Raw genomic sequence first — 25,341 nt, forward strand, 5'->3', positions numbered from 1 at the left:
GAAGGTCTTGGCGGGCAAAAAACAAGCCGAGGATTATACCCGAGCTATGACCTCACACGCCAGCTGAGGTCGGGTTTGATGCGGAAACATTCTGTTTTAAGAGGTCGCGCATCTGTTTTGCTATCTGAATTTGCTCTTCAGCCGATAATCCCGGCTGTCTTGCTCTCTTGATGAGCTCGTCAAGGGTCTGCGTGTGCTGACCCGCAGATAACCTTGTAATGGTGTCTAAAAATTGTTGTTCAAGGTTTTCACCGTCAATTAGCCACTCCTTTTCTGCGAGTGCTTTCAATAAGCGGCCCTGTTCGGTGCCATGCCAGCGAGCCATCAGCTGAATTGAGTTTAGCTTAGGATTTTTCTGCACCGCCTCGATCAGGGCGATCAGCACCTGAGCGTAGGTGTTGCTCTCGTTGGCAAAATGATCGGCACTCTCGACCTTGCCCGCCAATTGCGGGTGGTGGATGAGCGTGCGCAGGGCAATCAGGGTCGGCGCTTCGACGGCAACCGGTGTGCGTGGGGCATAGGCTTCATCGCGATCACCGCGCTTGCCATTCTTGCTCCATGGCTTCTTGTCCCATTTCTTGCCGCCGGCACCGGGCTTCTTCGCTGTCCATTCCTGCTGGGGCGCATAGGCCTCCTGCGCTGGGTGGAAGTCGGAATAGTCCGGCATGGCGTCGTAATCCATGCCTGGATCGTAAGCCGGTGGCGCATCCTGTGGTGCGCTGTGTACCAGCTGGCTGACGGCTTCACCGCTCAGTCCGGTGATTTCCAGCAGGCGCTGACGCATCAAGGTGCGCAAATTCGCGCCTGGAACCTTGTCGATCAGCGGTGCTGCAAGAGTGGCCATATGGGCCTTGCCTTCGAGGGAGCGTGGGTCGGCTTCTTCGGTCAGCTGTTGGAAGAAATAATCTGCCAATGGTTGTGCGTGTTGATTGATTCGCGCGCGAAACGCATCGGTGCCTTCGGAGCGGACCAGTGTGTCCGGGTCTTCGCCTTCGGGCAGGAACAGGAAGCGTGCACGGCGCCCATCCTGCAGGCTCGGCAGCGTGGCTTCGAGTGCGCGCCAGGCCGCGTTGCGACCGGCTTGGTCACCGTCGAAGCAGAACAGCACGCTGGGCACGACGCGGAACAGGCGCTTCAAATGTTCTTCGCTGGTGGCCGTGCCGAGGGTGGCCACGGCATTGCGCAGGCCCTGCTGGGCGAGGGCGATCACGTCCATATAGCCTTCAACCACGATGATTTCGTCGAGGTTGCGGTTGTTCTTGCGCGCTTCGAACAGGCCGTACAGCTCCTGGCCCTTGTGGAACACCGGCGTTTCCGGCGAGTTCAGGTACTTGGGCTTGTCGTCCCCTAGCACTCGGCCACCAAAGGCGATGATGCGGCCACGGCTATCGCGGATCGGAAACATCACGCGGTCGCGAAAGCGGTCGTAGCGCTTGCCGGTCTCGGCGTTTTCCACCAGCAGGCCGGCATCGATCATGGCTTTTTGCTGCAGGGTGTCGCTGCTCAGGTGCTTGTACAGATTGTCCCAGCCGGGTGGCGCGAAGCCGAGGCCAAAGTCACGGGCGATTTCACCGGTGAGGCCACGCCCCTTGAGGTAATCGACGGCCGCTTTACGCTGCGGATGGCTTTTCAGGGCCTGGCGATAAAAGTCGGCAGCGGCCGTCAGCAGCGGGTACAGCGGCGAATCGGTGGGTTGGCGTGGCTTGTGCGGCCGGCCGTTCTCTTCGCGGGGGATTTCCATGCCGGCGGCTTTGGCCAGTTCTTCGACGGCCTGGGGGAAGTCCAGGTTGTCGTGGTCCATGATGAAGCCGAGGGCATTGCCACCCGCGCCGCAGCCGAAGCAGTAGTAGAACTGTTTGTCGGGGCTGACGCTGAACGACGGGGTTTTTTCTTTGTGGAACGGGCAGCAGGCGGTGTAGTTCTTGCCCGCCTTCTTCATTTGCAGGCGCGAGCTGACAACATCGACGATGTCGGTGCGGTTCAGAAGGTCGTCAATAAAGCTCTGGGGAATCAGCCCGGCCATGGCGTTCTCGTCATCACTGCGTGTAAATGAGGGCCCGTGAAGTGCTCAAGCGTACGTATTGAGTCGTTCGATCATCAATCGTCTGCTTGGGCTGTCAGGAAGTGTATCTGCCGAACATTTACTGACGTTAGTTTCTATCAGTGTTCGGCGAAGAAAAGTTGCCCTGGCGTCCGGTCTTGGCCTACGGGTGGCCTCGGAAACGCATCGATGGGCACAGCCGACACAGTTGATCGCCTGTTTGTAGAAATAGGTGTGCTCGTCAGTAGCCTTGTTAGGCTCGTCAGAAGAGACGTGCACCGCTGGCAGAAGAGCCAGTCCTGACGTTTGAAGCAGTGTCTCGGTCGCGTGTGCGGCGTCGACGATGAAGCATCAAGCGATATCCGCAAATGCCAACAGCCCGGCTGAGGGCCGGGCTTGGCAGAAGCTTGCTACGAACGTCTGTGTATTAGTACAGACGAACGGCGCGGCGCTGTTCGCGCTGAACTTTCTTGGCGTGACGCTTAACAGCGGCTGCTGCTTTGCGCTTACGCTCAGAAGTTGGCTTCTCATAAAATTCGCGGCTACGAACTTCAGCCAGAACACCGGCTTTTTCGCAGGAGCGCTTGAAACGACGCAGAGCTACGTCGAAGGGTTCGTTCTCTTTTACTTTGACGGCTGGCATCCAGAGCTACCTTCTTTCATTACCGGGAATCAACGTTCTCGTCGCAAAAAATTCGCGGCTGAGGTCGTCGGTTTTTAAGGGTTGCGGATGTTAACCCCTCATTGCCCGGAATGCAAAGCCTCTGATCGAAAACCGCTAGTCGGGAGGGGGAGTGGCGACTATTATGCGCGCCTTCGAATTCAGCCTCTACAAGGCGCAAACCCATGCTAGTACTGGGACTTGAAACCTCCTGCGACGAAACCGGTGTCGCACTTTACGACAGTGAACGCGGGCTTTTGGCCGATGCACTGTTCAGTCAGATCGACCTGCATCGTGCCTATGGTGGCGTGGTGCCGGAGCTTGCCAGCCGCGATCACGTCAAGCGCATGCTGCCATTGATTCGCCAGGTGTTGGATGAGGCCGGCTGCGTGCCGACCGAGATCGATGCCATTGCCTACACGGCAGGTCCTGGATTGGTCGGAGCCCTGCTGGTTGGGGCTTCTTGCGCTCAGGCGCTGGCGTTTGCCTGGGGTATTCCAGCCCTTGGTGTGCATCATATGGAAGGCCATTTATTGGCGCCCATGCTGGAAAAAACGCCACCAGCGTTCCCGTTCGTCGCTTTGTTGGTTTCTGGCGGTCACACACAGCTGGTTCAGGTCGATGGGATCGGTCAATACACCCTGTTGGGAGAGTCACTGGACGATGCCGCCGGCGAAGCGTTCGACAAGACCGCGAAGATGATGGGCCTCAACTACCCAGGTGGTCCGGAAATCGCTCGTCTTGCCGAAAAGGGCGTTCCTGGCCGCTACACCTTCCCGCGCCCAATGTGTGATCGTCCTGGCCTGATGTTCAGCTTCAGTGGCTTGAAAACCTCTGCGTTGAATACCTGGCAGCAGAGCGTCAGCGCCGGGGACGACGGCGAACAAGCCCGTTGCGACATCGCGCTGGCGTTCCAGCAGGCCGTGGTAGAGACTTTGACTATCAAGTGCAAGCGCGCCCTCAAGCAGGCCGGTATGAAGCGGCTGGTGATTGCAGGCGGCGTCAGTGCCAACAAGGCCCTGCGCAGCTCTTTGGAAAAAATGCTCGGTGACATGAAGGGCGATGTGTTCTATGCGCGCCCTGAGTTCTGCACCGATAACGGCGCAATGATCGCTTATGCCGGTTGCCAGCGCCTGCAGGCCGGGCAGCACGAAAGCCTGGCGATCAGCGTGCAGGCACGTTGGCCGATGGAGCAGTTGCCACCGTTGTAAGGCCCCAGGTGAGCCGGGCGTGTCGAGCGCATTTAAAAATGCCGTTCGCGCCCGGCAAAGAGGTCGCGTAAATTGCCGCGGTGGCGCCAGACGATCAGCAGCGTCAGTACGGTCATTGGCAGCAATGCTGCAGGTTCCTGCCAAGCCAGCAATGGCAGGGTCAGCGGAGTGGCAATCAGCGCAGCCAGCGAGCTTGTGCGAGTCAGGTAGAAGGTCAGCAGCCAGGCCAGCATGGCCAGAAGCGCTGCCGGTGGGTAAACCGCCAGCAGCATCCCGGCCGCCGTGGCGACACCTTTGCCCCCGCGAAAGCGGAAGTACAGCGGGAACAGATGGCCCAGGACGGCACACACGCCCACCCAGGCCTGCTGTTGCAGGGAAAGGCCGAGGAGGCTGGCGATCAGCACGGGCAGCAGGCCCTTGCAGACGTCGCCCAGCAGCGTCAGTACGGCAAGTTTCTTGCCGGCCAGGCGCAGCATATTGGTGGCGCCGGCATTGCCTGAACCACTCATTCGCGGGTCGGGATTTCCCGTCAAGCGGCTGAGCAAAATGGCGAAGGACAGCGAGCCGAGCAGGTAGGCGAGAATCGCCAGTGACCAAAACATGCTAACTATTCCGGGCGAGGACGCCCTGATTCTAACGGGGCATCGCGCCCTTGTCGTGCAGCGGAGAAGAGTGCTTGGACAGAGTGTTTATCGAAGGCCTGGAAGTCGACACCGTGATCGGGGCCTACGACTGGGAGCGCGGCATCAAGCAATGCTTGCGCCTGGACCTGAGCTTCGCCTGGGATAATCGCCCGGCTGCTGCCGGTGATGACCTCACCCTGGCGCTCGATTACGCCAGTGTGTCCGTGCGTATCCAGGCATTTGCCGAACAGTCCCAGTACCAGTTGGTGGAAACCTTTGCCGAGCGTTTGGCTGAAGTGCTGATGAGTGAATTTCAGATTCCTTGGCTGCATCTCAAGTTGACCAAGCCAGGTGCCGTGCCGGCTGCCAAGGGCGTGGGCGTGGAGATCGAGCGCGGATGTCGCTAACTCAGATTTACCTCGGCCTTGGCAGCAATATCGAGCGCGAAACGCATTTGCGCGCGGGTCTTGACGCGTTGGCAAGCTTGCTGACGCAAGTACGGTGTTCGGCTGTATTCGAAAGCCAGCCGGTGGGGATCAAGAGTGGGCCGTTTTTCAATCTGGTGGTGTCGGCTTATACCGACCTGCCGTTGATGGAGCTGGATCGCCGCTTGAAATCCATCGAGGCCGACAACGGCCGTTATGCGCCGGACCGCAAAGGCTTGCCGCTGGATATCGATGTGCTGTTGTATGGCGATCTGGTGGGCAATTTCGATGGATTGATCCTGCCGCGAGCCGAAATTCTGAAAAATGCCTTTGTATTGTGGCCGCTGTCGATGATGGCGCCGGACCGTAGGCATCCGGAGGCGGGCAAGACAATGGCCGAGCTGTGGCGAGACTCGCAGATTGATCAGGTGCTGGCGCCTGTCGGTTTTGAATGGCAGGGCCGGCAACTCACGCCACAAGCTCTTCTGTAGGCGCCGAGCTTGCTCGCGAAAAACCTGAGGGCGCTGCGTCATCGTTGAGGTTCTTCGCGAGCAAGTTCGCGCCTACAATGGTTTTTGTTGTTCCTTGTAGGCGTTCAGCGCACTGAGCCGTTCGCGCTTGAGTGCCTCGCCCAGTTCGGGGCCTTTGAAGCCTTTCTCCAGCAATGGCGCCACCGCGACCGAGCGGGCTACCTTTGCCGCTCCACGCAAATACTGCGCCTGTGGATAACTGCGTTGCTCAAAACCTTGGCGGCCACGAGCGTCCATTTCGCAGGCCACCACAAACTCTTCAAAGCGTTGCGGCCGACGGTACACGTCGAAGTTTTGCAGCAACTCCAGCAATGTCGAGGCCTTGAGCTCCAGCGCACGATGACCATGGGTGTGATATTGGCCCACCAGCAAGGCCAACTCCTGGCAATCCCTTGGCACCTTGAAGCGCTCGTTCACCGCCTTGATCAGCTTCAGGCCGCGATGCTCGTGTGCAATGTGCTGCGGCAACTTATCCACAGGCGTGAGGCCTTTGCCCAAATCGTGCAGTAGGCATGCCCAGCGCACGGTCAGCGGTTGTGTGTGCAAGGCTGCCTGTTCCAGCACGCTCAAGGTGTGCACGCCGGTATCGATTTCGGGGTGGTGGGCCTCGGGTTGCGGTACGCCGAACAGTGCGTCCACTTCCGGTATCAGGGTTTTCAGTGCGTCGCAGTCGCGCAGCACCTGGATAAACACCTGGGGCTGGTCTTCCATCAGCGCTCGTGAGATTTCCTTCCAGCTGCGTTCCGGCGTCAAGGCTTTCAATTCGCCGGATTCGCTGAGCTGGCGCATCAGTTCAAGTGTTTGCGGCGCCACGGTAAAACCCAGGTGCGCGTAACGCGCAGCAAAGCGCGCAACACGGAGTACGCGCAGGGGATCTTCGGCGAACGCGGGGGAAACGTGACGCAAAATGCGGGCTTCAAGATCGCTCTGGCCGCCATAGGGGTCGGTCAAATTGCCGTGGTCGTCCTCGGCGATGGCGTTGATGGTCAGGTCGCGACGGATCAGGTCTTCTTCCAGCGTCACCTCGGGGCTTGCGTGAAACACAAAGCCGCCGTAACCCCGGCCGCTCTTTCGTTCGGTACGGGCGAGGGCATATTCATCGCCATTTTTCGGGTCGAGGAATACCGGGAAATCAGCGCCCACCGGCTTATAGCCTTTGGCAAGCATCTCTTGGGTGGTTGCACCCACGACGACGCGGTCGATATCAGTGACCTTGATGCCCAGAAGGCGATCACGCACCGCACCGCCAACTTTGTAGATTTTCATGAAAAAGCCTCCATTAGCGGCACAGGATAACGCCTGAGCCTGGCCAATGGAGGCTTTGCTGGTTCAGAGATGAACGACGGCCAGGTCCAGGCGGCCGTAGTCGTTGTCGTTATGGTCGGTGCGCGGTGGCACATGGTGGGTTTTCATCACTTGGTCGCCCTGCAGGGTTTCCAGGTGGATATCGAAGCCCCATAGCCGGTGCAGGTGCTTGAGCACCTCCTCGGTGGATTCGCCCAGCGGCTTGCGGTCATGTTGCTGGTGACGCAAGGTCAGCGAGCGGTCGCCGCGCATATCGATGCTGTAGATCTGCACGTTAGGTTCGCGATTACCCAGGTTGTACTGGGCGGCCAGGGTTTCGCGAATGACCCGGTACCCGGGTTCATCGTGGATAGCCGGTACCACCAGGTCGTCCTTGAGGTCGTCGTCCAGGATGCTGAACAGCTTGAGGTCGCGAATCACCTGGGGGGACAGGTACTGCAGGATAAAACTCTCATCCTTGAAGCTGCTCATGGCGAACTTGATGGTGGACAGCCAGTCACTGCCGGCAATCTCCGGAAACCAGCGACGGTCCTCTTCGGTGGGGTTTTCGCACATGCGTCGGATATCGCGGTACATGGCAAAGCCCAGGGCATAGGGGTTGATACCGTTGTAATACGGGCTGTCGAAGCCGGGTTGGAATACTACGCTGGTGTGTGAGGTCAGGAACTCCATCATGAAGCCGTCAGTCACCAGGCCCTCGTCGTACAGGTCGTTCATCAGGGTGTAATGCCAGAACGTCGCCCAGCCTTCGTTCATCACCTGGGTTTGGCGCTGTGGATAAAAATACTGGGCGATCTTGCGCACAATGCGCACGATTTCCCGCTGCCATGGCTCCAGGAGCGGTGCGTGTTTTTCCAGGAAATACAGGATGTTTTCCTGAGGTTCGGCGGGGAAGCGGGCATTATCCTTATCGCTGTTTTTGCCGGCGCGCTTTGGAATGGTGCGCCACAGGTCGTTGATCTGCTTCTGCAGGTGTTCCTCGCGTTCCTTCTGACGCAGGCGTTCCTCCTCGGCCGAAATCGGGTACGGGCGCTTGTAGCGGTCAACGCCGTAGTTCATCAGGGCATGGCAGGAGTCGAGCAGGTCTTCCACCGCATCGATGCCATGACGTTCTTCGCACTGCATGATGTACTGCTTGGCGAACACCAGGTAATCGATGATCGAACTGGCATCAGTCCAGGTGCGAAACAGGTAGTTGCCTTTGAAAAAGCTGTTGTGCCCGTAGCAGGCGTGGGCGACGACCAGCGCCTGCATGCAGATGGTGTTCTCCTCCATCAGGTAGGCGATGCACGGGTCTGAGTTGATGACGATCTCGTAGGCCAGGCCCATCTGTCCTCGGGTGTAGGATTTTTCAGTGCTGAGGAAGTGTTTACCGTAGGACCAATGGTGATAACCCAACGGCATGCCCACCGAGGCATAGGCATCCATCATCTGTTCGGCGGTGATGACTTCGATCTGGTTGGGGTAGGTGTCCAGGGCATAACCCGCCGCGATACGGCTGATTTCCCGGTCATAGGCCTGGATCAGTTCAAAGGTCCACTCGGACCCCGTGGATATGGGTTGGCGCTTATGCTCTTTTTTGGCGGTCATGTCACTAACCTGCGCTGGAAGAGTTCACGGAAGACCGGGTAGATATCGCCGGCCGAGACCAGTTGCTGCTGGGCGAATGTGTCGGCAAAGGCTTCGCCGATGCGCTCATATTCGAACCACAGTGCCTGATGCTCACGGGGGGTGATCTCGACGTAAGTGTAGTACTGCACGAACGGCATGATCTGGTTGATCAGGATGTCGCGGCAGATCGGCGAATCGTCGTTCCAGTTGTCACCGTCGGATGCCTGGGCGGCGTAGATATTCCAGTCGTTGGCTGGATAACGTTCGGCCATGATCTCCTGCATCAGCTTCAAGGCGCTGGACACGATGGTGCCGCCGGTTTCCCGCGAGTAGAAGAACTCCTCTTCGTCCACTTCCCGGGCGCTGGTGTGATGGCGGATGAACACCACATCGATCTTGTCGTAGTTGCGCTTCAGAAACAGGTACAGCAGGATGAAGAATCGCTTGGCGATATCCTTGGTCGCCTGGGTCATGGATCCGGACACATCCATCAGGCAGAACATCACGGCCTTGGAGCTGGGGTTGGGTTGCTTGACCAGCAGGTTGTATTTCAAGTCGAAAGTATCGAGGAAGGGCACGCGATGAATACGCGCGCTGAGTTTTTCTATTTCAGCCTCTATTTTCTGGATATCACCGAAGTTGTCCGGTTCTTCGCGCTTTAAGCGCGCCAACTCTTCCTTGGCTTCCTTCAGCTTGGCGCGGCTGCTGCCTGAGAGGGCGATGCGTCGGGCGTGCGCCGAGCGCAGGGTGCGGATGATATTGATCCGGGAAGGGTTGCCTTCGTTGCTGATCCCCGCACGTACGGTCTTGAACGTGTCGGTGCCGGTCAGGTTGCGCTTGACCAGGTTGGGCAGTTCCAGGTCCTCGAACATGAATTCGAGGAATTCTTCCTGGGTAATCTGGAAGACGAACTCATCCATGCCTTCGCCGGAGTTACCTGCCTTGCCCGGGCCTTTGCCACCGCCACCGCCCTGGGGGCGCTGGATGTGCTCGCCGGTGGTGAACTCCTTGTTTCCGGGGTGCACGACAGTTTGCTTGCCGCCTCGGCCGTGGTGCAGCACCGGTTCGTCGATGTCCCTTCCCGGTATGCTGATTTGTTCGCCATGCTCCATGTCGGTGATGGAGCGGCGGCTGACGGCCTCTTCTACGGCCTTTTTGATGTGGTCACGGTAACGCCGCAGGAAACGCTGACGGTTTACCGTGCTCTTGTTCTTGCCATTGAGGCGTCGGTCGATCACATAGCTCATAGGCCCCTCCGGGGAGCTTCAAGTCGTAAGCTGCAAGCTACAAGAAAGAGCCCGTACGTGCCGGGCTCACTGGCTTTTCTCTTGCGGCTTGTAGCTAGAAGCTTGCAGCTGCTTCTCTCACTGCGATTTCCGGACCCGTAGGTACCATTCCGAAAGAAGGCGTACCTGTTTGTCGGTGTAGCCGCGCTCGACCATTCGAGTAACGAAGTCGTTGTGTTTTTGCTGATCCTCTTTGCTGGCCTTGGCGTTGAAGCTGATGACCGGCAGCAAATCCTCTGTGTTCGAGAACATTTTCTTCTCGATGACCACCCGCAACTTCTCATAGCTGAGCCAGGTGGGGTTCTTGCCGTTGTTGTTGGCGCGGGCGCGAAGCACGAAGTTGACGATTTCGTTGCGGAAATCCTTCGGATTGCTGATACCCGCCGGTTTCTCGATCTTTTCCAGTTCCTCGTTGAGGGCAACACGGTTGAGGATCTCGCCGGTTTCCGGATCGCGATATTCCTGATCCTGGATCCAGAAGTCGGCGTACAGCACATAGCGGTCGAAGATGTTCTGGCCGTACTCGCTGTAGGACTCCAGGTACGCGGTCTGGATTTCCTTGCCGATAAACTCGATGTAGCGCGGTGCCAGGTATTCCTTGAGGAAGCGCAGGTAGCGTTCGCGGGTTTCGGCCTGGAATTGCTCCTGTTCGATCTGTTGTTCCAGCACGTAGAGCAGGTGCACCGGGTTGGCGGCGATCTCGTGGGGGTCGAAGTTGAACACCTTGGAGAGGATCTTGAACGCGAAGCGCGTCGACAGCCCATTCATGCCCTCATCAACGCCGGCTGTGTCGCGGTACTCCTGGATCGATTTGGCCTTGGGGTCGGTGTCCTTGAGATTTTCGCCGTCGTACACGCGCATTTTCGAGTAGATGTTCGAGTTTTCCGGCTCTTTGAGGCGCGACAGCACGGTGAACTGGGCGAGCATCTTCAAGGTGTCGGGTGCACAGTGGGCCTTGGCCAGGGAGCTGTTGAACAGAAGCTTGTCGTAAATCTTGATTTCATCGCTGACCCGCAGGCAGTACGGCACCTTGACGATATAGATCCGGTCAATGAAGGCTTCGTTGTTCTTATTGTTGCGGAAGGTGTGCCATTCCGATTCGTTGGAGTGCGCCAGCAGGATCCCGGTGAACGGAATCGCGCCGAGCCCTTCGGTACTGTTGTAGTTACCTTCCTGGGTGGCAGTGAGCAGTGGGTGCAGCACCTTGATCGGCGCCTTGAACATCTCCACAAATTCCATCAGGCCCTGGTTGGCCCGGCACAGCGCGCCCGAATAGCTGTAGGCGTCGGCGTCGTTCTGCGGGAATTCCTCCAGTTTGCGAATGTCGACCTTGCCGACCAGTGCCGAGATGTCCTGGTTGTTTTCGTCGCCCGGTTCGGTTTTTGCCACGCCGATCTGGTTGAGGATCGAGGGGTAGAGTTTCACCACGCGGAACTGGCTGATATCTCCGCCAAACTCGGCCAGGCGCTTGGTGGCCCACGGCGACATGATGGTGTTGAGGTAGCGGCGTGGGATGCCGAAGTCTTCTTCGAGGATTGCGCCATCTTCCGTGGCGTTGAACAGGCCCAGGGGCGACTCGAAGACTGGAGAGCCCTTGATCGCGTAGAAGGGCACCTTCTCGATCAATTGTTTGAGCTTTTCGGCCAGGGACGATTTGCCACCACCGACCGGGCCGAGCAGGTAGAGGATCTGTTTCTTCTCTTCCAGGCCCTGGGCGGCATGGCGGAAGTAGGAGACGATCTGGTCGATGCATTCTTCCATGCCATGGAAGTCTTCAAAGGCCGGGTAGCGGCGGATCACCTTATTGGAGAATATTCGCGACAGGCGCGAATTGTTGGCGGTTTCCACCAGCTCCGGCTCGCCGATCGCCAATAGCAGGCGTTCAGCGGCAGAGGCATAGGTGCTACGGTCCTGCTTGCACAGCTCGAGATACTCTTGCAGCGTGAGTTCTTCCTGCTGTGTGGACGCGAAGCGTTGTTGGAAGTGGCTGAAAATACTCATGACGTCGTCACCTCGCTCGATACGTGGAGCCGACGCCGGATCAGTCAGTCGATGCTGGCAGTCATTGACGGACGCCAATGGCTGTTTTCCCCCCAGAACACCCTCAAACGCTACCGATGACCCGTACGCCGGTGTACCGGCTCTCCCCTGATTCGGATGGCCTGCGCTTAAGGATAGTTCGGAATCCGGGAGTTCAAGGTGCGATGCGCAATTAGTTGGCCTGCGCCGTTCGTCAGAAACGGCGCGAACCCAAGCATCACGCGGGGTAGCGGGGTGTGAAAAAAATTATTACGGCTTGCTTGGGGAAATTTCATCGGGATAGGTCGTACGCCACAGCTCGAAGCCACCGTCCAGGCTGTAGACGTCGGAGAAACCCTGGCTGATCAGGTAGGCGGCCGCGCTCTGGCTGGAGTTGCCGTGGTAGCAGGCCACGATTAACGGCGCGTCGAGGTCGGCTTGGCGGATGAAATCGGCGATGTTGACGTTGTCCAGGTGCTGGGCGCCGGTGATGTGGGCAACGGCGTAAGTAGGCTGCTCACGGATATCGACAACCACGGCACCGCTTTTGCGCAGGGCCTGGGCTTGTTCGGGAGGGATACGTTTGAATTCGCTCATGGCGGGCTCCTATGGCTTGGCGGCCGGCAGTGTCACAGAAAGGGGAGATTCGCACTGGCAGCTCAGGCGCTCGCCAGTGTCGATGTTCATCAGGGTCATGGTGCCACCCCACACGCAGCCGGTGTCGAGGGCGAATACGCCGGGCTCATCGCACTTGCCTTCGAGGGCTGCCCAATGACCGAAGATGATCTTCGTGTCACGGGTCTTGCGTTCCTTGTGGGCAAACCACGGTTTGTAGCCAGGCAGTGCCGTGTCGGCGCCTTCCTTGCTCTTGAGGTCCAGTTTGCCTTCGGCGGTACAGAAGCGCATGCGCGTGAAGTAGTTGGTGATCACGCGCAGGCGGGTCACACCGCTGAGGTCGTTGTCCCACTTCACGGGTTCGTTGCCGTACATCCCGTCGAGGTAGGCGGTGTACAGGTTGTCATCGGTCAGTGCATTTTCAACTTCGGCGGCGCACTTGAGGGCTTTTTTCAGCGTCCACTGTGGTGGGATGCCTGCATGGACAAGTGCCATGTCGCGGCTTTCGTCGTAATGCATGAGCTTTTGCTGGCGTAGCCAATCGAGCAGTTCGGCGCGATCCGGCGCTTCGAGGATTTCCCGCAGCGTGTCGCCCTTTTTCAGACGCTCGATGTTATTGCCCGCCGCCAGCAGGTGCAGGTCATGGTTGCCGAGCACGCACACCAGCGAGTCCCGCAAGTGATAGAGATAGCGCAGGGTTTCCAGGGACTGCGGGCCGCGGTTGACCAAGTCGCCCACCAGCCAAAGGCGGTCGTGCGATGGGTCGAACGCCACGCGCTCCAACAGGCACTTGAGAGGCTCCAGGCAGCCTTGCAGGTCGCCGACCGCGTAGGTTGCCATCAGTGCAGGGCTCCGGGCACCGCGAGGCGGAAGGGCGCGATGATTGCGTCGAACAGTTGACCGTCGGTTGCCTTCATCTGATACGAGCCTTGCATGGTGCCAACCTTGGAGGTCATTACCGTGCCGCTGCTGTAGGTGTGGCTGGCGCCGATGTCGATCAACGGTTGCTGGCCGACAACACCGGCGCCGCGTACTTCCTCGACCTGGCCGTCACCGTCGGTGATGACCCAGTGGCGCGACAGCAGCTTGGCCGGCACCTGCCCGTTGTTTTTCACCGTGATGGTGTAGGCAAAGGCAAAACGATTCTGTTCAGGTTGCGATTGTTCCGCCAGGAAGCGGGTGACGACGCTGACGTCGATCTGGTAGCGAGGATCGGACATGCAAGAGGCCTTAAGAGCAAAAGCGGAGGACAGCAGATGCGGATCAGTCTAGGCCAAGAGGTGGGCACTAGGCCAGACATGCTGTCTGGCCTGGCACAGCAGGTTTCACTGCGCAGCGGGCGCCGGCTGGATAGCCAGTTGGTCGGCCAGGCGTACGAAGGCGGCCAGGTCCAGTTGCTCGGGGCGCAGGCTGCCATCAACGCCGGCAGCTTCGATTTCGGCGTTGCTCAGCAGGGCCTTGAGCGTGTTGCGCAGGGTTTTGCGGCGTTGGTTGAACGCTTCGCGTACCACGCGTTCCAGCAATTTATGATCCTTGGCCGGGTGTGGCAGTACGGCGTGAGGTACCAGTCGCACGATGGCCGAGTCGACCTTCGGTGGCGGGTTGAACGCACCCGGGCCAACGTTGAACAGGTGTTCGACGCGGCAGTGGTACTGAACCATGATCGACAAGCGACCCCAATCGCCGCCGCCCGGGCCGGCAGCCAGGCGCTCTACCACTTCTTTTTGCAGCATGAAGTGCATGTCGCGGATGATCCCGGCGTTGTTCAGCAGGTGGAAAATCAGCGGTGTGGAGATGTTGTACGGCAGGTTACCCACAACGCGCAGGCTGTTGGGCGCGGCATTGAGGCTGTTGAAGTCGAACTTCAGCGCGTCGCCCTGGTGCAGGTTGAAGTTGGGCTTGTCGGCGAACTGCTGGTTGAGGATCGGGATCAGGTCCTTGTCTAGCTCCACCACGTCCAATTGGCCGCCGCTGGCCAGCAGGCCTTGGGTCAGAGCGCCCTGGCCCGGGCCGATTTCCAGCAGACGATCTTCAGGCTTGGCATGGATGGAGCGCAGGATACGATCGATCACGCCAGCGTCGTGCAGGAAGTTTTGCCCGAAGCGCTTGCGCGCCCGGTGTTGGTAATGCTCGGTCATATACGGGTCTCGGCCATCTGATAGGCGGTTTCCAGGGCGACGTGCAGGCTGCCGGTATCGATCTTGCCACTGCCTGCCAGGTCCAGGGCGGTGCCATGGTCGACGGAGGTGCGGATGATCGGCAGGCCCAGTGTCACGTTGACTGCGGCGCCGAAACCTTTGTATTTCAGCACGGGCAGCCCCTGGTCGTGGTACATCGCCAGCACTGCGTCGCAGTGCTCCAGATATTTGGGGGTAAACAGAGTGTCTGCTGGCAATGGGCCGCGTAGGTCCATGCCTTCTTGGCGCAGGCGCTCTAATGTCGGTTCAATGATGTCGATTTCTTCACGGCCCAAGTGTCCGCCTTCACCGGCATGAGGGTTGAGCCCACACACCAGGATTCGCGGTTGGGCAATGCCGAATTTTTGTTGCAGGTCGGTGTGCAGGATGCGCGTGACGCGCTCAATGCGCTCGGCGGTGATGGCATCGGCGATTTCACGCAGCGGCAGGTGCGTGGTCACCAGGGCTACGCGCAGTCCGCGGGTGGCCAGCATCATCACGACTTGGGCGGTGTGAGTCAGCTCGGCCAGGAATTCGGTATGGCCGGAAAAGGCGATGCCGGATTCGTTGATGACGCCTTTGTGCACGGGGGCCGTGATCATGCCGGCGAAGTCGCCGCTGATGCAGCCTTGGCCTGCGCGGGTCAAGGTTTCCAGCACAAATGCTGCATTGGCCGTGTTCAGTTGCCCTGCAACGACCTTGGCCTGCAGCGGGGTATCCCACACATACAGGCTACCCGCTGGCGCCGGCAGGTCGGGCCAACGGCCCGGTGCCACGTCCAGCAGGTTGACAGCCACGCCCAGCTGCGCGGCCCGCTCAAGGAGCAGGTCGCGGCTGGTAATAGCAATCAGGGGGTGTGGCTGGGGTTGCGAGGCGAGCAGCAGGCACAGGTCTGGACCAATGCCGGCCGGCTCGCCGGGTGTCACCGCAAAACGCTGGGGTTTCACTTGGGTGCCTGGTCGGTGCCTGTTTGCTCGGCGCCTGGCAGCTTGTTTTCCACATAGGCTTCGTCACGGATCTGACGCAACCAAGTCTGCAGCTCTTCGTCGTATTTGCGGTTACGCAGTACGGTCAGAGCTTGTTGCTCGCGGGCCTGGGTGGTGTTGTCGGTGGCGCGACGGCCAAGGACTTCCAGGACATGCCAGCCATATTGGGTCTTGAACGGTTTGGACAGGACGCCTTGCGGGGTCTTGGCCATTACGTCCTGGAACTCCGGCACCAGTGCTTTCGGGTCGATCCAGTTCAGGTCACCGCCGTTGAGGGCCGAGCCAGGGTCTTCCGAGAAGCTCTTGGCCAAGGTGGCGAAATCTTCACCGCCTTCGATACGGTCATAGATCTTCTGGGCCAGCTCTTTGGTTTGTGCCTCGGTGCGGATTTCGCTCGGTTTAACCAGGATGTGACGAACGTGTACTTCGTCTTTCAACGAGGTCTCGCCACCGCGCTTGCCCAGCAGCTTGAGGATGATAAAGCCGCCCGGTGTGCGTGCAGGCTGGGTGATATCACCCACGCTCATGGCACTCAGTTCGCGGTCGAACGGAGGAGGTAATTGCGCGGCTTTACGCCAGCCCATATCACCACCGTCCAGTGCGTTATCGCTACCGGATACGGCGATGGCGGTCTGAGCAAAGTCAGCCCCGGCCTTCAGGCGATCGTAGACTGCTTGAGTCTTGGCGGCGGCTGCATTGAGCTGTTCGGCGCTGGCGCTGTCAGGCGTCGGGATCAGGATATTGGCCAGGTGCAGTTCTTCGGAGAGCTGCATCTTGCCAAGGTCCGAGGCCAGGAAGTTCTTCACTTCCTGTTCGGACACCTGAACCCGCTCGGCCACACGACGCTGGCGCACACGGCTGATGATCATTTCACGCTTGATCTGGTCGCGGGCGTCCTCATAGGACAGGCCATCGTGAGCCAGGGCGGCGCGGAACTGATCAATGCTCATGTTGTTGCGCTGAGCAATAGTGCCTACGGCCTGGTTCAGCTCTTCGTCCGAGATACGGATGCCGGAGCGTTCGCCGATCTGCAGCTGCAGGTTTTCGACAATCAGGCGTTCCAGCACTTGAGGTTCCAGGACGCTGGTCGGCGGTACACCACCGCCACGCTTGGCGATGGTTTGCTGAACTTCCTTGACCCGTTGGTCCAGCTGGCTCTGCATGATCACGTCGTTATCGACGATGGCCGCTACTTTATCCAGCTGTTGAACGGCAGCGTGTGCCGATACGGTGCCCAGGAACAGCGCGCCCAGCACTAGCGGGCGCAGACAATCAGAAAGCTTGATCTTCACGTTCACGATAACCTTGAATGCCTTTGTCGAGGAAGCTCTCTACCTTGGCGCCGGTCAGGCCGCCGAGTCCTTTGAGGACGATCTGGAAGAAGAGCCCGTGGTCACCCTTTTCGTTCAGTGGGGCGAGCTGAGTGTATTCGTCGTTGGAGACCCAATAACGGTTGATCACGCGCAGTTTCCAGCAGCAGTTGTCGTACTCGAAACCACCAAAAGCTTCCAGGGTGCGGTTGCGGGCGTAGTCATACTGCCAGCGGGTGATCACGTTCCACTGGGGAACGATCGGCCACATCATCGAGAAGTCGTGTTGCTGGATTTTGTAGTAATCCTTGATGAAGGTGTCAGTGCCAGGGGTGCCGTAGTCGCCGCCGAACTGCCACTTGCCGGTCAACTGGTTGTAGACCACCTGGTCGTTGCGATAGCGGTAACCGACGTTGATAACCTTGTTCGGGTTATCTTCCGGCTGGTAGTGGAACATCGCGCTGCCGGAACGTGGGGAATGGCTTTCAGTGTCCCAGTTGTAATCAGCAGTTGCACGCCAGTCGCGGTTGAAGCGGAACTCGTAGTCCAGGGCGATAGGCGATACGCTCGACTGTGCATCGGCACGGTCGGCAGCCACGATACCTGGCAATTGCACCTGGCGATCCTTGAAGTACAGCGCCTGGCCCACGGCTACACGCTGACGTTCGAAGCCGTTGTCTTCGATCCAGCGGCTGGTCACGCCCAGGGACAGCTTGTTCTCGTCGCCGATCCGGTCGCTACCACTGAAGCGGTTGTCGCGAAACAGAGAGGCATAGCTGAACGTGTATTCACTGGTATCGAATACTGGAATATCGCTTTGGTCCTTGTTAGGGACATAAAGGTAGAACGCGCGCGGCTCGAGGGTTTGGCGATAGTCTTTGCCGAACCAGTTGGTATTGCGGTCGAAGTACAGGCCGCTGTCAACGCTGGCGATAGGCACAGCGCGATCTTGCGAGCTTTTAAATGTCTGGCCTGCGGCCAGTTGCGACTTGCCTGTACCATCCAGATCCAAATCGTATTTGGTGTAGACGTACTTCAACTTCGGCGTGATAAAACCGTAGGACCAGTTCATCGGGTAATCGACTGCCGGTGCTGCATTCAGGCGGGTACCGTTTGCACGTGTCAAACCTGTGACGTTAGTGTCCAAGCGAGGCGATACGAGACCGTTCTCATCAGTAAACGTGCCATTTTCCAAGCTACGCTCAAATCGAACCGCTTCAGTCTCATAGGTGAAGTTCAAACCACCCGGATGGTACGGTAGCGTCCCGTTGAAGGTGATTTGCGGCAGTCGGTCGTACGGGGTGATCTGGGAAATCGTCGCCAGTTGAAAGGCCTGTACGTTCAGACCGGCGGTGTAGGAGTCGCCCCGGTACGTCAAGGAACCTTGCTGGTTAAGGAAGTCACGACTCTGAATACCTTCTTCGTAGGACTTCAAATCCTGGAAGTAGTAAGGGTCACTGATCTTGGTGTAGTCCACCTTGGTCGACAGGCGCGAATCCAGCCCGCCCTTATGCTGCCAATTGAGCATATAGCGAGTTTTTTCGTAATCGGTCTGCTTGGTACGCTCGTTGCTGTCATCGTTAAGATACGCCCCCCCAAACTGCCCTTCACTGGACTTGGTGAGGTAGCGGAATTCGCCTTCCATCAACAAGCCGCGCTTGGTCATGTATTGCGGGTACAACGTGGCGTCGTAGTTCGGTGCCAGGTTGAAGTAGTACGGCGTTACCAGCGTGAAGCCCGTTTCGCTGCCGGTGCTGAAGCTCGGCGGCAGGAAGCCGGATTGACGACGGTTGTCGATCGGGAAGTAGATGTAAGGGGTGTAGAGGATCGGGATGTTCTTGATCCGCAACGTCGCGTTGGTGGCTGTACCGAAACCGGTGGCCGGGTTCAACGTGATGTTGTTGCCCTTGAGCTGCCAGGCATTGCTGTCTGGCTCGCACGTGGTGTACGTACCGTCCTTGAGGCGGATGATCGCGTTCTCGGCACGCTTGGCGTACAGCGCGTTACCGCGCACACGTGACTTGTGCATCACGTATTCGGCGTTGTCGATCTGGGCGGCGCCGGTATCGAGCTGGACCTGGGCATGGTCACCCACGATCAGGGCGCCGTTGTCGCGCAGACGCACGTTGCCGTTCAGCTCGCCACGGTTCTCGGCCTGATACAGGCTGGCTTCCTGGGCTTCCATCTGCATGCTGCCCTGGCGCATGACAACGTCACCGGCCAGGGTCGCAATCTGTTTTTCCTGCTCATAACGAGAAGCTTTGGCGCCGATGAAGGTCGGTGCATCGCTCTTGTCCGTCTTGTCATTCATGCCAGGACGAATCGGCTCGATATATGCGCCGGAGCAATAAGGGCCGGTTTCGGCCAGCTGGGCTGCGGTCAGCTTCTCGCGAGGCACCCAGTCCAGGTGGCTGTAGTCGGCGCTGCGCGAGCGCAGGCCGCGGCCCTTGGCTTCGGTGACCAGCATGGTCTTGGGTTCGGCGTCGGCGCTGCCACCGGCTTCGCCTTGCGGCGTAGCATTGGCGGAGCTGACAGCAGAGCCGTCATGCACTGGGCGCGGTGGTAACGGGGCAGCGGCGGTTTTCGGCGCGCAATCCCAGGCACCCGAAGCAGAGACTGAGCAGTCATACTGTTCCGCGGCGACCACGAATGAGGTGGCGAAAGGTTGCATGGCCAGCAGACTGCCGGTTACCAGCAACGGAAATTTTCTACGAAACGCGGGGGATTTCAATGCCATCTTATTAGTCCGGGCTTCCTGCGTGCCATCTGCCCGCGGTGTGGGCCGCACGCCTCTCGATGGTCTGAAAAAGATGCGTGATAATAAAGCATGACCCGCTTGACGGCTAGCGCCGTCGGAGACCCTTGTAATGCCCGAGCAAGATCTACGTTTACAACAGCTGAAAGTCTGGTTGGATGAGCAGTTGCCGATCCTTTTCAACGCCCGGGACTGGGGCGCCGTCCCCCCGGCCACATTGACTGCGGCCAGCAGCGACGCGAGTTTCAGGCGTTATTTTCGATGGGAAGGTGGTACGCATACGTTCATCGTGATGGACGCGCCACCCCCCCAGGAAAACTGCAAACCATTCGTCGATATCGCTGATTTACTCGCGAAATCGGGAATAAATGTGCCAAAAATTTATGCAGAAGATTTGCCGCGAGGCTTTCTTTTGCTTAATGACCTGGGCAGGAAAACTTATCTGGACGTGATTGACGACAAAAACGCCGATCAATTGTTTGCCGATGCCATCGACGCGCTGCTGGCTTTCCAGCAGTTGCCGATGGATGCGCCACTGCCCAGTTACGATGTCGCCTTGTTGCGTCGCGAGCTCGAATTGTTTCCGGAGTGGTACGTACGCCGTCACTTGGGTATCGAGTTTGACACCCGGCAACAGGGCCTCTGGCAGCGCGTCAGCGCACAGCTGATCGACAGCGCCCTGGCGCAGCCCAAGGTGTTGGTGCACCGCGACTACATGCCGCGCAACCTGATGATCAGCGAACCTAACCCCGGCGTGCTGGATTTCCAGGACGCGGTCTATGGCCCGGTCACCTACGACATCACGTGCTTGTTCAAGGACGCGTTCCTCAGCTGGCCCAAGGCCCGCGTGCAGGAATGGCAGCGCGGCTATTGGGCGCGTGCCGGGCAGTTGGGGATTACGGTACAGGACGACTTTGAGGATTTCCTGCGGGCCAGCGACCTGATGGGTGTACAGCGTCACCTCAAGGTGATCGGCATCTTTGCGCGCATTTGCCACCGTGACGGCAAGCCACGCTACCTGGCGGACGTACCGCGCTTCTTTGCCTATATAGAGGCGGTGCTCGCAGATCGGCCTGAACTGAGCGAGTTGGGCGAACTGTTCGCCAGCCTGCGCCAACCCGTTGAGGCGAGCGTATGAAGGCCATGATCCTGGCGGCGGGCAAAGGCGAGCGCATGCGCCCGCTGACGTTGCACACGCCCAAACCGTTGGTGCAGGCGGGCAGTAAACGGTTGATCGAGTATCACCTTGAAGCGCTGGCGAAGGCCGGCTTCACCGAGATCGTGATCAACCATGCCTGGCTCGGCCAGCAGATCGAAAGCTACTTGGGCGACGGTGCTCAGTTTGGCCTGCGGATACGATACTCGGCCGAAGGTGAGCCCCTGGAGACCGGCGGCGGGATCTTCAAGGCGTTGCCGCTGCTGGGGGACGAACCCTTCCTGTTGGTCAATGGCGACATTTGGACGGACTTTGACTTTGCCAGCCTCCTCGACAAGCCGTTGCAAGGGCTCGCCCACTTGGTCATGGTCGACATGCCCGAGCATGCCCCGACCGGTGGCGACTTCTATCTGGAGCAGGGGTTGCTTCATGATGCCGCGCCCGGTGCCGATAACTTGACCTTCAGTGGTATCTCGGTGCTCGACCCCCAGTTGTTTGCGGGTTGCAGTGCGGGAGCCTTCAAGCTGGCGCCGTTGTTGCGAGCGGCCATGGCCAAAGGTCTGGTAACGGGGGAGCACATGACGGGACGCTGGATTGATGTGGGTACGCTGGAGCGACTGGCGCAGGTCGAAACCTTGCTGACTGCGGAGCAATAAGATGTTGTGGCCAGGGACACTGATAGGTGCCGGGGCTGGCTTTGCCATTGCCAGTATTCCGGGGGCCTTGTTGGGGGCATTGCTGGGGCAGGCGCTGGATCGACGCCTGCAATTACACAGTTGGGCACAGTTGCGCGAACGCCTTGGCGGGCGCCCTGCATTGCGCAATGACGAGTTGCTATTCGTGCTGCTGGGGCGGCTGGCCAAAAGCAATGGCCGGATTGTGGATGGGCATATCCAGCAGGCCCGCCAGGAAATGCGCGCGCTGGACATGAGCGAGCCGGCCCGGCGTCGGGCCATCACGGCGTTTAACCGTGGCAAGTCCGGGGCCGATCGAATGCGCAGTTATCTGCGCGTACTCAAGGCACAGCCCCATGCGGCAGAAGGCGTCTTGCGCGCCTGTTGGCGCATGGCCTGGGCGGACGGCAGGGCGGATGACGCCGAGCGCGATCTGATCGATCTCTGGGGTAAATGGCTGGGCTGGACCCCGCAACAGCTCCAGGCGCTGGCGTCCGATTACGCGCCGGAGCGCAAGCCGTTGGCGAATCGTGGCGGCGCCTATCAGGAAGCGTTGCGAATTCTGGGCGTGACGGCGACCACTGAGCCTTCCGTGATCAAGCGTGCCTATCGCCGCCTGCTCAGCCGCCACCACCCAGACAAGATCGCCGGCAGTGGCGCCACCCCTGCGCAAGTGCGTGACGCGACCGAGCGGACGCGCGAATTGCACAACGCTTATGCATTGATTCGCGAACGGCGGGATTTCAGATAGCCCTCACCCTTTGGAAGTGAGCCCCCAATCCACTGTGGGAGCGGGCTTGCTCGCGAATGCGGTGGATCAGCCGATGAATTTGTAGACTGACACACCCTATTCGCGAGCAAGCCGGCTCCCACATTAGGTCTGCGGCGCTTTTGAGATAGGCGGTCAGCCCTCTTTCGGCTGCGGGCTCAGCCACCCGCGTACCCGACGATACAACTGCTCTTGCTCGGCCGAGCTATTGCCGGGCAGGGTTTTGAGTGACACCTGTTTGTAGCTGTCATTCTTCGCACGCTTGGCGGCTTGCATGCGCTCCAGTGCGTTTTTGCGTTCTTGGGCGCCGTCCTGGTAGAAGACATCCGCCGTAGGCACTTTCAGCGCTGGGGCCAGTTGTTGCAGATTCGGCTGCCGACCCGTAGGCGTCTTGCCAGCCACCATCACCCACTTTTGCACTTGGGACGGCTGCTTCTCGCTCAGGTAACGCGCGGCCCACCAGGCGCCAGTGCCATGGCCGAGCAGCACCACGCTGCGCGCGCTCTGGGTTTGGGCGAAGGCGACGGCGGCGTCGATACGATCAAAGATGCGCTTGGCGTCGGTCTTGTCCTGTTGCTCCGCACCGGGCACCACCGCCGGGTCTGTCCCTTCAGCTTCGGCGCTGGCGGCTTGTTCGATGGGTTTGGCGGCGGTGCTGCCTTCTTTGCTGCTGGTGTCGACCGCCGCCTTGGGTGCTTCCATGACCCGTGGCGGCAAGGTGTCCATGTTCACGTCCGGCAATGACAGGCTCAGGGTACCCCAGGCTGCGTCCGGTAACTTGCGCCGCAAAGGCGCGATTGCTTGCGGCCAGTCAGCACTTTCCCCGGCGCCAGGCACGATAATCACCACACCTTGGGGCTCGGCGCTGTTGGCCGGTTTCCACAGGGCCAGGAAGGCATCGCTGCCGGCCTGCAACTGTTGCTGTTCTTGTTGCGGAAGTTGCCGCTCAAGGGTGTGGGCCTCTTCCTGGCTGCGCTCGGGCAGGGGTTGGCGCTCAACCGGTTTTTCGGCGGTGGGCGCAGGCGCGTCGGCGGCCTGCACAGAAAAGGCGCTGGTAAATAGCAGCGACAGGCACAATGCTGGCAGTGCCGAACGGTGGAGAAAGAGCATCGTTAATTCCCGGCAAGAAGTCATTCCAGCAGCCTAATGGGTTGGTCAGTAATTGTCAGTGATGTGAGACGTGGATCATGGTTTTTCGCTGTCTGCTGGTTATCGGCTGTTGGTGCTTTGCCTTGATGGCAAGTGCCGCGCCTGCGCCTGCTGCACCACAGGCGCAACTGAATGCACAGCAGCGGGAGTGGCTGGCCCAGCATCCGCAGTTGCGCGTGGGCCTGGTATTGCAGGCGCCTTACGCGCAATACGACCGGCGCTTGCAGCGGTTGTCCGGGGCCAATGTCGAGTTGATGCATTGGTTGGCCAAGGCGCTGAACATTGAGCTGACTTGGCGCAACTTTCCCACCCAGGAGCAATTGGAAGCCGCCGTGCGTGATGGCGAAGTGGATATCGCCCCCGGCCTGCAGCAAACCCCCGCCGGCCTGCGCCTGTGGTTATTCACCGACCCGTACATGCGCGTGCCCCAGCATATCGTCGGGGTCCGCGAAGGCGGCGCCGCCGTGGAGCTGGAAAAACTCGATGAGCAGTCTCGCGTTGCCGTGCGCATGCCCAGTGCCGTGGCGGATTACCTGCGCAGTAATTATCCCAACCTGAATGTGCAAGGCGTGCCTATGGAGCGTCAGGCCTTGCAGTTGCTGGTCAGCCAGCAGGCGCGTTATGCCGTGGTGGATGAGGCGCAGTTGAGTCGGTTGTCCGGCGAGGCGGAGTTTGCCGGGTTGGCGGTGGTGGGGGATATCGGCTTGCCGCAATTGCTGCGTGTGGCCACCCGCCGTGAATGGCCTGAACTGGCGGCCATCATGCAAAGCGCCTTGCGTGTGATACCCGCCCGCGATCTGGATCAACTGCATAGTCGCTGGTTGCAACCCAAGTACCCGCGTCTGTCGGAGTCACCCGCCTTCTGGAAAAACCTCAGCCTGCTCTTGGGGTTGTTCCTGATCGCCAGTCTCGCCGTGGTGGTCTGGCAACGTCGCCAGCAACGTGGGCTGGAACAGCGCCTGCTGGCGGCTCGGGAAGAAAGTGCCGCGCGCGCCGCCAGTGCCGAAGCCTTGCGGTTGACGCAGTTTTCCATCGATCAAAGTACGGTCGGTATCCTGTGGGTCAATTGGGACAGCCATGTGCGCTACGCCAACCTCGCCGCCGAAACCATGCTCGGTTATGGCGCCGGTGCATTGATCGAGCGACCGCTGATCGATTTTGACCCGACGTTGAACATGGACCGCTGGCTCAACCTGTGGAAGCGCGCCCGCGCCAGCGAAGAAGGCCCGCAAAACTTTGCTACCGATTGTGTGCGCGCAGACGGCACGATCCTCCCCGCTGATGTGTCCTTGAGCTTTCTGCGCTTTGCCGATGGCGAATACCTGGTCGTGTATCTCAATGACGTGACCGAACGCCGCCGTTATGTGGCCGCCTTGCTGCAAAGCGAGACACAGTTGCGCGAATTGTCCGCCCACCTGGAAACCGTGCGCGAAGAAGAGAAGGCCCGTATCGCCCGCGAGGTGCACGACGAACTCGGGCAGATGCTCACGGTGCTCAAGCTGGAAACCTCGATGTGCGAGCTGGCCTATGCGCAATTGGACCCGGGCTTGAACGAGCGCCTGAACAGCATGAAGCGCCTGATCGCCCAGCTGTTCCAACTGGTGCGCGACGTGGCAACCGCATTGCGCCCGCCGATTCTCGACGCGGGCATCGCCTCGGCCATCGAGTGGCAAGCCCGCCGCTTTGAAGCCCGCACGCAAATCCCCTGCCTGGTACAAGTCCCGGACAACCTGCCCGCCCTGAGCGACGCCAAGGCCATCGGCCTGTTCCGCATCCTGCAGGAGGCGTTGACCAATGTGATGCGCCATGCCCAGGCGCATACTGTCGAGCTGACCCTGGTGGTTGAGGGCGGCGACCTGCAGTTGACCATCAGCGATGACGGTGTCGGTTTCGTTGAGTCCCAGGGCCGGCCCGTCTCCTTTGGTGTAGTGGGTATGCGCGAGCGGGTGTTGATGATGGGCGGACAACTGGGCCTGCACAGCGAGCCGGGGGAGGGCACCACCTTGAGTGTCAGGGTGCCGTTGGATACATAACTATA

At 59.5% G+C, this 25,341-nt stretch carries 22 protein-coding genes; 7 read left to right on the forward strand and 15 right to left on the reverse strand.

Features of this window, described 5'->3' with window-relative positions; translation table 11 throughout:
* Positions 1–52 precede the first annotated feature (52 nt).
* Positions 53–2,023, reverse strand: a complete 1,971-nt coding sequence (gene dnaG / locus M5B43_RS07355) for a DNA primase (RefSeq protein ID WP_248749471.1) — start codon at positions 2,021–2,023, stop codon at positions 53–55.
* Positions 2,024–2,468: 445 nt separating this feature from the next.
* A complete protein-coding gene (rpsU, locus tag M5B43_RS07360) occupies positions 2,469–2,684 on the reverse strand; it encodes a 30S ribosomal protein S21 (protein WP_002551877.1) in 216 nt (71 codons plus the stop codon).
* 203 nt (positions 2,685–2,887) lie between these two features.
* Here rpsU and tsaD point away from each other — a divergent pair, with 203 nt between their 5' ends.
* Positions 2,888–3,913, forward strand: coding sequence for a tRNA (adenosine(37)-N6)-threonylcarbamoyltransferase complex transferase subunit TsaD (gene tsaD, locus M5B43_RS07365; protein ID WP_248749472.1), 1,026 nt, complete (start codon positions 2,888–2,890; stop codon positions 3,911–3,913).
* Positions 3,914–3,945: 32 nt separating this feature from the next.
* Here tsaD and plsY read toward each other — a convergent pair whose 3' ends face one another.
* A complete protein-coding gene (plsY, locus tag M5B43_RS07370) occupies positions 3,946–4,515 on the reverse strand; it encodes a glycerol-3-phosphate 1-O-acyltransferase PlsY (protein ID WP_248749473.1) in 570 nt (189 codons plus the stop codon).
* A 74-nt stretch (positions 4,516–4,589) separates the two neighbouring features.
* Between plsY and folB the strand changes: the two genes are divergently transcribed.
* Positions 4,590–4,943 (forward strand): dihydroneopterin aldolase, encoded by a 354-nt coding sequence (folB, locus tag M5B43_RS07375; protein WP_248749474.1) that lies wholly within the window; start codon positions 4,590–4,592, stop codon positions 4,941–4,943.
* Positions 4,934–5,452, forward strand: a complete 519-nt coding sequence (gene folK / locus M5B43_RS07380; RefSeq protein WP_248749475.1) for a 2-amino-4-hydroxy-6-hydroxymethyldihydropteridine diphosphokinase — start codon at positions 4,934–4,936, stop codon at positions 5,450–5,452. The genes folB and folK overlap by 10 nt, the downstream gene beginning before the upstream one ends.
* 72 nt (positions 5,453–5,524) lie before the next feature.
* On the opposite strand, the gene M5B43_RS07385 is transcribed toward folK, so the two are convergent.
* The 11 genes from M5B43_RS07385 to M5B43_RS07435 form a co-directional block, all read right to left on the reverse strand.
* Positions 5,525–6,757 carry a multifunctional CCA addition/repair protein gene (locus M5B43_RS07385; RefSeq protein ID WP_248749476.1) on the reverse strand — a complete coding sequence of 411 codons (1,233 nt, stop codon included), beginning with the start codon at positions 6,755–6,757 and terminating at the stop codon, positions 5,525–5,527.
* A gap of 63 nt (positions 6,758–6,820) precedes the next feature.
* Positions 6,821–8,386: a SpoVR family protein gene (locus tag M5B43_RS07390; protein WP_248749477.1), complete on the reverse strand. Its 1,566-nt coding sequence runs from the start codon at positions 8,384–8,386 to the stop codon at positions 6,821–6,823.
* On the reverse strand, positions 8,383–9,654 hold the full coding sequence (locus tag M5B43_RS07395) for a YeaH/YhbH family protein (RefSeq protein ID WP_248749478.1): 1,272 nt from the start codon (positions 9,652–9,654) through the stop codon (positions 8,383–8,385). Before M5B43_RS07395 ends, M5B43_RS07390 begins: the two co-directional genes overlap by 4 nt.
* Before the next feature lie 117 nt (positions 9,655–9,771).
* The gene (locus M5B43_RS07400) at positions 9,772–11,694 is read right to left on the reverse strand and encodes a PrkA family serine protein kinase (RefSeq protein ID WP_003194732.1); all 1,923 of its coding nucleotides are present in this window, start codon (positions 11,692–11,694) and stop codon (positions 9,772–9,774) included.
* 288 nt (positions 11,695–11,982) lie between these two features.
* Positions 11,983–12,309 (reverse strand): thiosulfate sulfurtransferase GlpE, encoded by a 327-nt coding sequence (gene glpE, locus M5B43_RS07405; RefSeq protein WP_248749479.1) that lies wholly within the window; start codon positions 12,307–12,309, stop codon positions 11,983–11,985.
* Between the two features lie 9 nt (positions 12,310–12,318).
* The gene (locus tag M5B43_RS07410; RefSeq protein ID WP_248749480.1) at positions 12,319–13,167 is read right to left on the reverse strand and encodes a symmetrical bis(5'-nucleosyl)-tetraphosphatase; all 849 of its coding nucleotides are present in this window, start codon (positions 13,165–13,167) and stop codon (positions 12,319–12,321) included.
* Complete coding sequence (apaG, locus tag M5B43_RS07415; protein WP_248749481.1) at positions 13,167–13,547, reverse strand: Co2+/Mg2+ efflux protein ApaG; 381 nt, start codon at positions 13,545–13,547, stop codon at positions 13,167–13,169. Before apaG ends, M5B43_RS07410 begins: the two co-directional genes overlap by 1 nt.
* Before the next feature lie 105 nt (positions 13,548–13,652).
* Positions 13,653–14,465 carry a 16S rRNA (adenine(1518)-N(6)/adenine(1519)-N(6))-dimethyltransferase RsmA gene (gene rsmA / locus M5B43_RS07420; protein WP_248749482.1) on the reverse strand — a complete coding sequence of 271 codons (813 nt, stop codon included), beginning with the start codon at positions 14,463–14,465 and terminating at the stop codon, positions 13,653–13,655.
* The gene (gene pdxA / locus M5B43_RS07425; RefSeq protein ID WP_248749483.1) at positions 14,462–15,451 is read right to left on the reverse strand and encodes a 4-hydroxythreonine-4-phosphate dehydrogenase PdxA; all 990 of its coding nucleotides are present in this window, start codon (positions 15,449–15,451) and stop codon (positions 14,462–14,464) included. Before pdxA ends, rsmA begins: the two co-directional genes overlap by 4 nt.
* Entirely contained in the window at positions 15,448–16,788 is a 1,341-nt protein-coding gene (locus M5B43_RS07430; protein ID WP_248749484.1) for a peptidylprolyl isomerase, read from the reverse strand. The genes pdxA and M5B43_RS07430 overlap by 4 nt, the downstream gene beginning before the upstream one ends.
* Positions 16,763–19,537: an LPS-assembly protein LptD gene (locus M5B43_RS07435; RefSeq protein ID WP_248749485.1), complete on the reverse strand. Its 2,775-nt coding sequence runs from the start codon at positions 19,535–19,537 to the stop codon at positions 16,763–16,765. Before M5B43_RS07435 ends, M5B43_RS07430 begins: the two co-directional genes overlap by 26 nt.
* Positions 19,538–19,667: 130 nt before the next feature.
* Between M5B43_RS07435 and M5B43_RS07440 the strand changes: the two genes are divergently transcribed.
* Genes M5B43_RS07440 through M5B43_RS07450 form a run of 3 tightly spaced genes read left to right on the forward strand, consistent with a single transcriptional unit; the run spans position 19,668 to position 22,136 of the window.
* Positions 19,668–20,693, forward strand: a complete 1,026-nt coding sequence (locus M5B43_RS07440) for a phosphotransferase (protein WP_248749486.1) — start codon at positions 19,668–19,670, stop codon at positions 20,691–20,693.
* Entirely contained in the window at positions 20,690–21,367 is a 678-nt protein-coding gene (gene murU, locus M5B43_RS07445) for an N-acetylmuramate alpha-1-phosphate uridylyltransferase MurU (RefSeq protein WP_248749487.1), read from the forward strand. The genes M5B43_RS07440 and murU overlap by 4 nt, the downstream gene beginning before the upstream one ends.
* A gap of 1 nt (position 21,368) precedes the next feature.
* Entirely contained in the window at positions 21,369–22,136 is a 768-nt protein-coding gene (locus M5B43_RS07450; protein ID WP_248749488.1) for a TerB family tellurite resistance protein, read from the forward strand.
* Positions 22,137–22,289: 153 nt separating this feature from the next.
* Here the strand turns inward: M5B43_RS07450 and M5B43_RS07455 are convergent, their stop codons facing one another.
* Positions 22,290–23,264 (reverse strand): alpha/beta hydrolase family protein, encoded by a 975-nt coding sequence (locus M5B43_RS07455; RefSeq protein ID WP_248749489.1) that lies wholly within the window; start codon positions 23,262–23,264, stop codon positions 22,290–22,292.
* 77 nt (positions 23,265–23,341) lie between these two features.
* Here M5B43_RS07455 and M5B43_RS07460 point away from each other — a divergent pair, with 77 nt between their 5' ends.
* On the forward strand, positions 23,342–25,336 hold the full coding sequence (locus tag M5B43_RS07460; RefSeq protein ID WP_248749490.1) for a transporter substrate-binding domain-containing protein: 1,995 nt from the start codon (positions 23,342–23,344) through the stop codon (positions 25,334–25,336).
* Positions 25,337–25,341 lie beyond the last annotated feature (5 nt).

This window comes from Pseudomonas sp. MWU15-20650, from assembly GCF_023242475.1.
Taxonomy (GTDB): domain Bacteria; phylum Pseudomonadota; class Gammaproteobacteria; order Pseudomonadales; family Pseudomonadaceae; genus Aquipseudomonas.

What these genes read in the sequence shown, in the direction of transcription:
- dnaG (WP_248749471.1), bottom strand. Translation starts at nt 2,023, where the DNA reads ATGGCCGGGCTGATTCCCCAGAGCTTTATTGACGACCTTCTGAACCGC.
- rpsU (WP_002551877.1), bottom strand. Translation starts at nt 2,684, where the DNA reads ATGCCAGCCGTCAAAGTAAAAGAGAACGAACCCTTCGACGTAGCTCTG.
- tsaD (WP_248749472.1), top strand. Translation starts at nt 2,888, where the DNA reads ATGCTAGTACTGGGACTTGAAACCTCCTGCGACGAAACCGGTGTCGCA.
- plsY (WP_248749473.1), bottom strand. Translation starts at nt 4,515, where the DNA reads ATGTTTTGGTCACTGGCGATTCTCGCCTACCTGCTCGGCTCGCTGTCC.
- folK (WP_248749475.1), top strand. Translation starts at nt 4,934, where the DNA reads ATGTCGCTAACTCAGATTTACCTCGGCCTTGGCAGCAATATCGAGCGC.
- M5B43_RS07385 (WP_248749476.1), bottom strand. Translation starts at nt 6,757, where the DNA reads ATGAAAATCTACAAAGTTGGCGGTGCGGTGCGTGATCGCCTTCTGGGC.
- M5B43_RS07390 (WP_248749477.1), bottom strand. Translation starts at nt 8,386, where the DNA reads ATGACCGCCAAAAAAGAGCATAAGCGCCAACCCATATCCACGGGGTCC.
- M5B43_RS07395 (WP_248749478.1), bottom strand. Translation starts at nt 9,654, where the DNA reads ATGAGCTATGTGATCGACCGACGCCTCAATGGCAAGAACAAGAGCACG.
- M5B43_RS07400 (WP_003194732.1), bottom strand. Translation starts at nt 11,694, where the DNA reads ATGAGTATTTTCAGCCACTTCCAACAACGCTTCGCGTCCACACAGCAG.
- glpE (WP_248749479.1), bottom strand. Translation starts at nt 12,309, where the DNA reads ATGAGCGAATTCAAACGTATCCCTCCCGAACAAGCCCAGGCCCTGCGC.
- M5B43_RS07410 (WP_248749480.1), bottom strand. Translation starts at nt 13,167, where the DNA reads ATGGCAACCTACGCGGTCGGCGACCTGCAAGGCTGCCTGGAGCCTCTC.
- apaG (WP_248749481.1), bottom strand. Translation starts at nt 13,547, where the DNA reads ATGTCCGATCCTCGCTACCAGATCGACGTCAGCGTCGTCACCCGCTTC.
- rsmA (WP_248749482.1), bottom strand. Translation starts at nt 14,465, where the DNA reads ATGACCGAGCATTACCAACACCGGGCGCGCAAGCGCTTCGGGCAAAAC.
- M5B43_RS07435 (WP_248749485.1), bottom strand. Translation starts at nt 19,537, where the DNA reads ATGGCATTGAAATCCCCCGCGTTTCGTAGAAAATTTCCGTTGCTGGTA.
- M5B43_RS07440 (WP_248749486.1), top strand. Translation starts at nt 19,668, where the DNA reads ATGCCCGAGCAAGATCTACGTTTACAACAGCTGAAAGTCTGGTTGGAT.
- murU (WP_248749487.1), top strand. Translation starts at nt 20,690, where the DNA reads ATGAAGGCCATGATCCTGGCGGCGGGCAAAGGCGAGCGCATGCGCCCG.
- M5B43_RS07450 (WP_248749488.1), top strand. Translation starts at nt 21,369, where the DNA reads ATGTTGTGGCCAGGGACACTGATAGGTGCCGGGGCTGGCTTTGCCATT.
- M5B43_RS07455 (WP_248749489.1), bottom strand. Translation starts at nt 23,264, where the DNA reads ATGCTCTTTCTCCACCGTTCGGCACTGCCAGCATTGTGCCTGTCGCTG.
- M5B43_RS07460 (WP_248749490.1), top strand. Translation starts at nt 23,342, where the DNA reads ATGGTTTTTCGCTGTCTGCTGGTTATCGGCTGTTGGTGCTTTGCCTTG.